The sequence below is a fragment of the Marinobacter manganoxydans MnI7-9 genome (assembly GCF_000235625.1).
In the GTDB taxonomy this organism is placed as follows: Bacteria; Pseudomonadota; Gammaproteobacteria; order Pseudomonadales; family Oleiphilaceae; genus Marinobacter; species Marinobacter manganoxydans.
Genome location: NZ_AGTR01000083.1, coordinates 1 through 8,784 on the forward strand (window position 1 = coordinate 1; position 8,784 = coordinate 8,784).

Here is an 8,784-nt window from a genome sequence, read left to right on the forward strand (position 1 = left end):
CGCCGAGAGACACGACAGCAATACTTGCCACCCCCTTAACTTTGGCCAGAGCATCAACCACATGCTCTGCCATCACTTCTCTGACATACGCTTTTATTTCATACATAAACCGTCTCCTGACTATCAGACTGAAACGTCACGACGTTCAGATGCAAACCACTGGTACACACTGGGCAACACCACCAGCGTCAGCAGCGTTGAAGTGATCAGACCGCCAACCACAACCGTTGCCAGTGGCCGTTGGACATTAGCTCGGATTTCTCATGAGGGGATAAAAGAAAGCGGCTGAAAGTGCTATAGTTTCAGGACCTTACACCGTTCACCAAGCACCAACAGCCGCTATCCAAAATGGTACCTGAAAAACTGACCTTCTCGCCACTGTCTCGCCGTCAAATTGAAGCCGATTTCTCCGGTGGTCATATCACCTCCGATGCCGGCCTGCTTTTGCTTCGCGAAGTCGACAACCAACACCAGCTCACTCAGCGCCTGGCTACGGTGCTGGACGATGCCCGTAATCCGGTACTGGTTCGCCACAAGCTTCAAACCATGATCCGGCAACGGGTCTTTGGCGTAGCCGCCGGATACGAAGATCTGAACGATCACGAAACGTTACGCGCTGACCAGGCACTTCAGACCGCGACTGGCGAAGCGGCCATTCTAGCGGGCAAATCAACACTGTGCCGAATGGAGCAGCGCGTGGACCGGCAGGCCGTGGTCAAGGCCCACGAACTGATGTGGCATCACTTCATTGAGCAGCACGACGCCCCACCCAAGGAAATCGTGCTGGACTTCGATGGCACCGACGTTCCGGTGCATGGCGACCAGCCCGGCAAGTTCTTTAACGCCTACTACGATCACCATTGTTACTTCCCGCTGTACGTGTTCTGCGGTCGCCATCTGCTGGTGAGCTACCTGCGCACCAGCAACCGAAGCGACAGCCGCCACAGCTGGGCCATTCTGGCCCTGCTGGTTGAAGTTCATCCGGCAGTACTGGCCGGATACCCGCATCGTGTTCCGGGGTGACAGCGGCTTTTACCGTCCCCGATTGCTGAGCTGGTGCGACCGGAACAACGTGGACTATCTGGTCGGCATCAGCAAGAACAGCCGGCTGCTCAAGGAGGTAGACGTACCCTCGATGCTGGTTCGCAAGGCTCACAACGAACTGGGTGAAAAAGTCTCCGCCACCTACCGGTTCCAGTACCAGGCCCGAACCTGGAAACACCCCCGCTGGGTGATCGCGCGTCTGGAGGAAGGCGAACTGGGTGCCAACCCCAGGTTCATTATCAGTTCCCGTTACGACGACGGCGTTAAACTCTACTACGAGCAATACTGTGCCCGGGGTGACATGGAAAACCGGATCAAGGATCAGCAGTTGTGTCTGTTCGCAGATCGCACCTCCAGCACGCGGTGGTGGACCAATCAGTGGCGGTTGCTCCTGTCGGGCTTTGCCTACACGCTGTTCGAGCGATTACGGGCCCACTTGAAGAAGACGCCCTTCGAGAGAATGAGCGCCAGTAACCTGCGGCTGAAGCTGATCAAGGTGGGCGCGGTCATCATTCGCAACACTCGGCGCATACGGGTGTTGATGAGCGATGCCTATCCTTACAAAGACGAACTCTCTGACCTGGTGCGTCAACTGGTTCCGGGATAGAAGCCCGGGCTCCCCCGGCCCGACTCAATGGGGGAAAGGGGGCCGTGTGTCCGGACAACAGGAATTGATCGATTATTGATCAGTCACGGCCGCCAATGAGCGGTAATGGCGGTAACCCGCACAGTCTGCGAGACTTGCTGGGGACCTATGAGAAATCCGGGCTAGAGTATCCAACTCCGTTTTGACCCTGAGCATTTCACTTTGCGAGCCGATGCCATAGTCAAGCCTCTGTTCCGTTACGGTGGCCAGTTGCTCGACCAAAGCGCGTGTCTCATGATGGAGATTGATCGCTTCATTGGTATACCACCAATATGCATACGCCTCCTTAACGCGAGCTGTCAGCTGCCTTATTAGCCACTGAGTCTCCTGCTGGGCGGCAAGCATTCCGGCCTCCGCTGCCTTGCGAGACGCCGACAGATGATCCGGCCAGGGCAGCTGCTGGCTTACCTCAAAGCGATGCCCAACTGTATTAGGTCCCTCTAGAGTTTCAGGCGCAATGCCATACTTGATGACCGGGTCGGCCCAAGTATCTGAGCCCTCCACTTTGGCTTCTGACATTTCGGCGACAGATCTTTGCGCGCCCAGAGTCGCGTTATTGGTCAGAGCCTCTTGAACCCAATCGTCAACGACCTCAATAGGTTCGGCGTTTATCGGCAAGGCCATTGTGATCAGCAGGATCAGAACGGTTTGGATGCCAATGGGTCTAATCATCGGAATGTTCCTTTTTTGGCGATTTTTTTCAGCCGTGCGCGCTGCCAGAGATAGAAAATCACCGGAATCAGCAGCAGGGTCAGGATCAACGTGGTGACCATGCCACCGATCATCGGGCCGGCGATGCGTTGCATGACTTCTGAGCCGGTGCCACTGCCCAGCATGATGGGCACCAGGCCAGCTACAATGGCCGCGAAGGTCATCATGATCGGACGCACCCGTTGCGCAGCACCGTCACTGATCGCCTTGCGCAGGGCATCTGCCGACAGCTGGCCTGATTGATGATCCACGGTTTCCAAAGCGTTATGCAGAGACTGGTTCAGGTACACCAGCATCAGGACTCCGATCTCCACCGCCACCCCGGCCAGGGCAATAAAACCGACGGCCACGGCCACGGAGAGGTTGTAACCCAGCAGATACATCAGCCAGATGCCACCGATCATGCCGAATGGCAGGGTGCCGAGAATAATGCCCACCTCGGTCAGGTTGCGGAAGTTCAGGTACAGCAGAATGATGATGATGGCCAGGGTCAGCGGCACCACCAGCGTCAGGCGTTCCTTGGCCCGCTGCATATACTCATATTGGCCAGACCAAGTCAGGGAGTAGCCAGCAGGTAGATCCACCTGTTCTTGCACCACGGACTGCGCCTCCCTTACCCAACTGCCCAGATCCCGGCCCTCGATATCCACCAGAGTCCAGCCATTGATACGGGCGTTTTCCGACTTGATCATGGGCGGCCCCTGGTCGATCCGGATATCCGCCACATCGGCCAACGCGATACGCTGGCCATTGGGTGTCACCATCGGCAGCAGGCGCATCTGCTCCACCGAATCCCGGTAACCCTGGGGATAGCGCAGATTGATGGGATAGCGCTCCAGACCCTCCACCGTGTTGGCCACGTTCATGCCGCCAATCGCGGTACGTACGACCGATTGAATGTCTGCGATATTCAGCCCGAAACGAGCGGCAGCCTCGCGCTGTATATCCACCTTGATGTAGCGTCCGCCGGCCACCCGCTCGGAAAACGCAGAGGCTGTGCCGGGTATGTCAGTCAACACCCGCTCGAGCTCTTCCCCTATACCCTGGATCACCGCCAGGTCAGGACCGGCCACCTTGATGCCGACTGGGGTCTTGATGCCCGTGGAGAGCATGTCGATGCGGGTTTTGATCGGCATGACCCAGGCGTTAGTAAGGCCCGGAAGTCTGACGGTCCTGTCCAGTTCCCGGCGCAGAGATTCCGGCGTCATGCCGGGTCGCCACTGGTCCCGTGGTTTGAACTGGATAAAGGTCTCAATCATGGTCAGCGGGGCAGGATCGGTGGCCGTATCGGCGCGGCCAATTTTTCCGAACACGGTCTCCACTTCCGGAATACTGGCAATCAGCTTGTCGGTCTGTTGCAGAATCTGTCGGGCCTTGCCAATGGAGATACCAGGATAGGTGGTGGGCATGTACATCAGATCCCCCTCGTCCAGAGGCGGCATGAATTCACTGCCCAGCTTGTTGGCCGGCCAGAAGCCGATGATCAGCACCACCAGGCCTCCGGCAAGCATCAATGCCGGCCGTCGCAAAGCCCAGCCGATAATCGGTCGGTACAGGGCGATCAGCAGTCGGTTGATGGGATTGCGATGTTCTGGCAATACCTTGCCACGGATGAAATAGCCCATCAGCACTGGAACGAGAGTGATGGCCAGCCCGGCTGCCGCCGCCATGGCGTAGGTTTTGGTGAACGCCAGGGGGGCGAAGAGCTTGCCCTCCTGAGCCTCCAGGGTGAAGACCGGCAGAAAGCTCACGGTGATGATCATCAGTGAGAAAAACAGCGCGGGCCCCACCTCACCCGCGGCCCGCGACATCACGGCCCATCGGTTTTCCGGTGTCAGCGGGGTTCGCTCCATGTGTTTATGGACGTTCTCCACCATCACGATGGCCCCGTCCACCATGGCGCCGATGGCAATGGCAATACCCCCGAGGGACATGATATTGGCGTTGATGCCCTGGGCGTGCATCACCACGAACGCCGCAAGGATACCTACGGGCAGACTGACGATGACCACCAGCGACGACCGTAGATGGAACAGGAATACTGCGCAAATAAGGACGACCACCAGGAACTCTTTCAATAACTTGCCATACAGGTTGTCCACGGCGTTATTAATGAGTGTGGAGCGATCTTAGGTAGGAACCACTTCTACACCATCGGGGAGGCTGGTTTTGATGTCCTCCAAGCGTTGCTTGACCCCTTCGATGGTTTTCAAGGCGTTCTCACCGAAACGCATCACCACAATGCCTCCGGCCACTTCCCCTTCCCCATTCAGTTCGGCGATACCGCGACGGACCTGTGGGCCAAGCTGCACATCGGCCACGTCTTTCAGTAACAGGGGCTTGCCGTTGTCGTTGACCCCCAGGGGGACCTGTCGCAGATCGTCTTCGTTCTGCAGGTAGCCGGTGACCCGTACCATGTATTCCGCCTCGGCCATCTCCACCACCGAGGCGCCGGTTTCCTGGTTGGCGCTGTTGATGGCGGAATGGATGCGCTGCAGGGTAATGTCGTGGGCCCGCAGTCTGTCCGGGTTCACCACGACCTGATACTGTTTCACCATGCCGCCAACGCTGGCGACCTCGGATACACCGGGCACGGTTTGCAGTTCAAACTTCAGGAACCAGTCCTGAATAGCCCGCAGTTCCGACAGGTCATGCTGACCGGTGCGGTCCACCAGGGCGTAGGAGTATACCCAGCCAACGCCGGTTGCATCCGGCCCCAGCTCTGGTTTGGCGGCATCGGGCAATTGCCCGGCCACCTGGCTCAGGTACTCCAGTACCCGGGAGCGGGCCCAGTACAGATCGGTGTTGTCATCGAAAATGACATAGACAAAGGAATCACCAAAAAAGGGGTATCCGGATTTTTTGGTTGATTGGCTCATATCATGATGACGGAACCAACCATCAGCTCAGCGGATTACCTGGTTGATGACGACTCTTCTTCACGGCCCCTGCAAGTTTGCAGCAACGCCCAGGTTCGCATGCCGAGATACGCAGTGAGGCTTCGCGATCAACACACCATGCATTCACAATGTCACTGCAAGGTCCGGCATGTCTCTGCTCAGTCCTTACGGCCTGAGCTAGCCCTATACAGCTGTTGTTTGCTCTCCTCGCTGATCCCCGTCAGGATGCCGCAGGCATTGATCTCCCGACCCTCGTTGCAACTCGCCCTCAGTGAAACGAGTTGTTGCTCAAGCGCTTGCAGAGCAGTTATCTGCGACCGCACATGAGAGATGTGGTCATCGAGCATGGCGTTGACGGCGGTACAAGGCTGGCGAGGGTCGTCCTGATAGCTCTGTAGCTCGCGAATCTCTGTCAGTGACAGGTCCAGAATTCGGCAGCGGCGGATAAAGGCAAGCCACTCGCCATGCTTCTCGGTATAGACACGGTAACCATTCTCCTGCCGTTCTGGCGGCGGCAACAGGCCCTGCTGCTCATAGAAGCGGATCGTCTGCGTGTCGATACCCGCTATCTGGGCTAACTGACCAATGCGCATCAGGCTTACTCCTCAACGGATCATCTGTCCCATTGACCTTATAGTAGCTATATAGTTTTTAATACTAGCAATCTATGTTGGTTAACTGGAGCCGTATCGTGAGTAAAGCCTGTGGTGGCCCATGTAGCTGCGATGCAACGCCTGCAGCGGATACCGATATGCCGGTCTCCTCCGAAGCGTCAGGGGAATGGGTCAGCGTGTATGCTGTGCCGAAGATGGATTGTCCCTCAGAAGAACGGATGATCCGCTTGGCGCTGAACGGCTTTGATGAGATTCGAACGCTGTCCTTCGACTTGTCGAACCGCCGATTGGAGGTCGTGCATGACGGCGAGGCTGAGCCCATTACCGCGAAACTGGCGACCTTGGGGCTAGGCGCCTCTCTTCAGGAAACCGTCATTGCCGACCCAGAGACGATCAAGGCCGCTGAGAGCTCGGCGGTCTCTGCTACGCAGGAGTCAGGCACTCTGCGCGTGTTGCTCGGTATCAATGCGATCATGTTCGTGGTGGAAATGACTGCTGGCCTGATCGCCCAGTCTACCGGCCTGATCGCTGATTCCCTGGATATGTTTGCCGATGCAGCCGTCTATGGCCTGGCTCTCTATGCCGTAGGGCGCAGTGCGAAAATGCAGGTACGTGCCGCGCATCTGGCAGGGGTACTGCAACTGATTTTGGCTATCGGCGTACTCGTCGAGGTGGTGCGACGCTTTGTTTTCGGTAGTGAGCCTGAATCGCTGATGATGATGGCGATCGCCTTCGTCGCGTTGATCGCCAATACCGGTTGCCTGCTGTTGATATCCAAGCACCGCGAAGGCGGCGCGCATATGAAGGCAAGCTGGATATTTTCGGCCAACGACGTGGTCATCAATCTGGGGGTTATCCTTGCAGGGCTTCTTGTTGCCTGGACCGGCTCCAACTACCCGGATCTGGTTATTGGCGGTATTGTGGGAGGCATTGTACTCATTGGTGCCAAGCGAATTCTTGCGCTAAAAGGATAATTCGATGTCTGAAGACCGTTCTCGCTTTTTTACGCTCACCTTTCTCGGCTTTTCGGCACTTATAGCACTGGCCGACCAGCTTATTAAATGGCTCGTCCAGCAATCCATGGCTTACGGGCAATCGGTTGAGATCACTCCTTTCTTTAATTGGGTGCACGTATGGAATAAAGGCGCTGCCTTCAGTCTCTTTGCCGATGGCGATGGCTGGCAGCGATATTTTTTTATTGCGATAGCCATTGTCGTCTCGGCTGTTCTGGTCAAATTGATTCGGGACAGCCATAAGCGAACCGAAGCCCTAGCCTATTCGATGGTACTTGGCGGTGCATTCGGAAATGTCATCGACCGAGTTTTTCGAGGCTATGTTGTCGATTACCTGGATTTTCATTGGCAATCCTGGCACTGGCCGGCATTCAATATTGCCGACGCCTTCATAGTCCTGGGCGTGATCATGATTTTTGTCACGGGCTTCAGGGCCGAAAAAGTGTGGGAAACAACATGGAAAATCGCCAGAATGGCTAGTTTGCGCGATGTCGCCAACGCATAACCCTCTTAGTCAGGCTTAGCGAGTATTGCGACTACATTTAGTTGAACAGTAACCGAACAAGGAGAAAATAATGGGCCACGAGCATGCTCACATGTCGCCGGATACCAAGGACAAGCGAGTTGCAGTAGCCATCTGGGCGAATGGCGTCCTGACTGTCGCCCAGATCGCGGGCGGGATCTTCGCTGGCAGCCTGGCGCTGATCGCCGACGCTATACATAACTTTTCAGACATGGCATCGCTGGTTATCGCTTTTGCCGCCCGGAAAATTGCACGCCGCCCGGCCGACTCAAAGATGACCTTTGGCTATGGGAGAATTGAGATCGTTGCGGCACTCATAAACTACACCACCTTGATCATGATAGGCCTTTACCTGATCTACGAAGGTACCATGCGATTCATTGAGCCGACGGAAATCAAGGGATGGTGGGTAATCTGGCTTGGCATTGTCGCACTGGTAGTGGACGCGCTGACCGCGCTGCTGACCTACTCGATGCAGAAGGGCAGCGTTAATATTCGTGCGTTGTTTTTACACAACTTGTCTGATGCGTTTGCCTCAATAGCAGTCGTTATAGGCGGTGCCCTGATTCTGCTCTACGACATGCGCTGGGTTGATCCAGCGATCACAATTGGTATCGCCAGCTACATTCTCTACCTGGGCCTGACGGAAATCGGCGGAACCATCCGAACACTCATGCTGGGCAGTCCTGTGGATATCGACACAGATTCGGTCATTGAGGCTGTATCAAACGTAGAGGGCGTTATCGACCTTCACCACGTACATTTCTGGCAGATGGGTGAGCATGATGCCTCCCTTGACGCCCATGTGGTGGTCGAGATAAGTGCATGGAATGAACTTGAGAAAGTCAAGGACAAGATAAAACGAACTTTGGAAAACGAGTTCAGCATCACTCATTCAACATTGGAGTTTGAACATCCTGATCACAGTCACAAAGATGCCCATACTTATGGCCATGGCTAGCAGGGCTGCTGAAATGGGTGCCGTGTGGCAGATATGCTGCGAATGGCCGACATGCCTCACGGTTACGAGCACGCCATGCGAGACGTAATTGAACGCCATCAGGTCTGGGCCTACCTCATCGCGGTTATCCTCGGTCTTGTTGTCGGTTGGACAGGATCTCTCGGCGACAATGTGCCGGAATACCTGATCTGGGCCTTGCTTGGGGTTTTGCTCTACGCCACGTTTACTCAAACACCGTTGACTCACCTGTCTGATGTGTTCCGGGATCGTCGGTTCATGAGTGCCTTGCTCACCGGCAACTTCCTGGTGATGCCAGCGATCACTGCCTTGCTGGTGTTGGCACTGCCGGATAATGACGCGCTGAAGCTGGGT

The 8,784-nt window shown here is 56.0% G+C and carries 5 protein-coding genes and 4 pseudogenes; 5 read left to right on the plus strand and 4 right to left on the minus strand.

The genetic code is table 11. The features are described from left to right. Positions 1-123: 123 nt before the first annotated feature. A pseudogene (locus KYE_RS22385) lies at positions 124-252 on the minus strand (efflux RND transporter permease subunit); the annotation flags it as partial. A gap of 96 nt (positions 253-348) precedes the next feature. Between KYE_RS22385 and KYE_RS16860 the strand changes: the two are divergent. Then, positions 349-1,651, plus strand: a pseudogene (locus tag KYE_RS16860) (IS1380 family transposase). Between the two features lie 72 nt (positions 1,652-1,723). Here KYE_RS16860 and KYE_RS16865 read toward each other — a convergent pair. From KYE_RS16865 to cadR, 3 genes and pseudogenes are all read right to left on the minus strand, one after another. Then, complete coding sequence (locus KYE_RS16865) at positions 1,724-2,362, minus strand: TolC family protein (RefSeq protein WP_008175810.1); 639 nt, start codon at positions 2,360-2,362, stop codon at positions 1,724-1,726. Further along, a pseudogene (locus KYE_RS16870) lies at positions 2,359-5,256 on the minus strand (efflux RND transporter permease subunit); the annotation flags it as partial. The gene KYE_RS16865 and the pseudogene KYE_RS16870, both read right to left, overlap by 4 nt. A 203-nt stretch (positions 5,257-5,459) precedes the next feature. Then, the gene (cadR, locus tag KYE_RS16875) at positions 5,460-5,894 is read right to left on the minus strand and encodes a Cd(II)/Pb(II)-responsive transcriptional regulator (RefSeq protein ID WP_008175821.1); all 435 of its coding nucleotides are present in this window, start codon (positions 5,892-5,894) and stop codon (positions 5,460-5,462) included. A gap of 98 nt (positions 5,895-5,992) precedes the next feature. On the opposite strand from cadR, the gene KYE_RS16880 reads away from it, so the two are divergent. The 4 genes and pseudogenes from KYE_RS16880 to KYE_RS16895 all read left to right on the plus strand — a co-directional run. Continuing rightward, positions 5,993-6,889 (plus strand): cation transporter, encoded by an 897-nt coding sequence (locus KYE_RS16880; RefSeq protein WP_008175823.1) that lies wholly within the window; start codon positions 5,993-5,995, stop codon positions 6,887-6,889. Positions 6,890-6,893: 4 nt separating this feature from the next. Beyond that, a complete protein-coding gene (gene lspA / locus KYE_RS16885; protein ID WP_008175825.1) occupies positions 6,894-7,433 on the plus strand; it encodes a signal peptidase II in 540 nt (179 codons plus the stop codon). A gap of 70 nt (positions 7,434-7,503) precedes the next feature. Beyond that, complete coding sequence (locus KYE_RS16890; RefSeq protein WP_008175827.1) at positions 7,504-8,412, plus strand: cation diffusion facilitator family transporter; 909 nt, start codon at positions 7,504-7,506, stop codon at positions 8,410-8,412. A 42-nt stretch (positions 8,413-8,454) separates the two neighbouring features. Then, positions 8,455-8,784, plus strand: a pseudogene (locus tag KYE_RS16895) (arsenic resistance protein); the annotation flags it as partial.

What these genes read in the sequence shown, in the direction of transcription:
- cadR (WP_008175821.1), bottom strand. Translation starts at nt 5,894, where the DNA reads ATGCGCATTGGTCAGTTAGCCCAGATAGCGGGTATCGACACGCAGACG.
- lspA (WP_008175825.1), top strand. Translation starts at nt 6,894, where the DNA reads ATGTCTGAAGACCGTTCTCGCTTTTTTACGCTCACCTTTCTCGGCTTT.
- KYE_RS16890 (WP_008175827.1), top strand. Translation starts at nt 7,504, where the DNA reads ATGGGCCACGAGCATGCTCACATGTCGCCGGATACCAAGGACAAGCGA.
- KYE_RS16865 (WP_008175810.1), bottom strand. Translation starts at nt 2,362, where the DNA reads ATGATTAGACCCATTGGCATCCAAACCGTTCTGATCCTGCTGATCACA.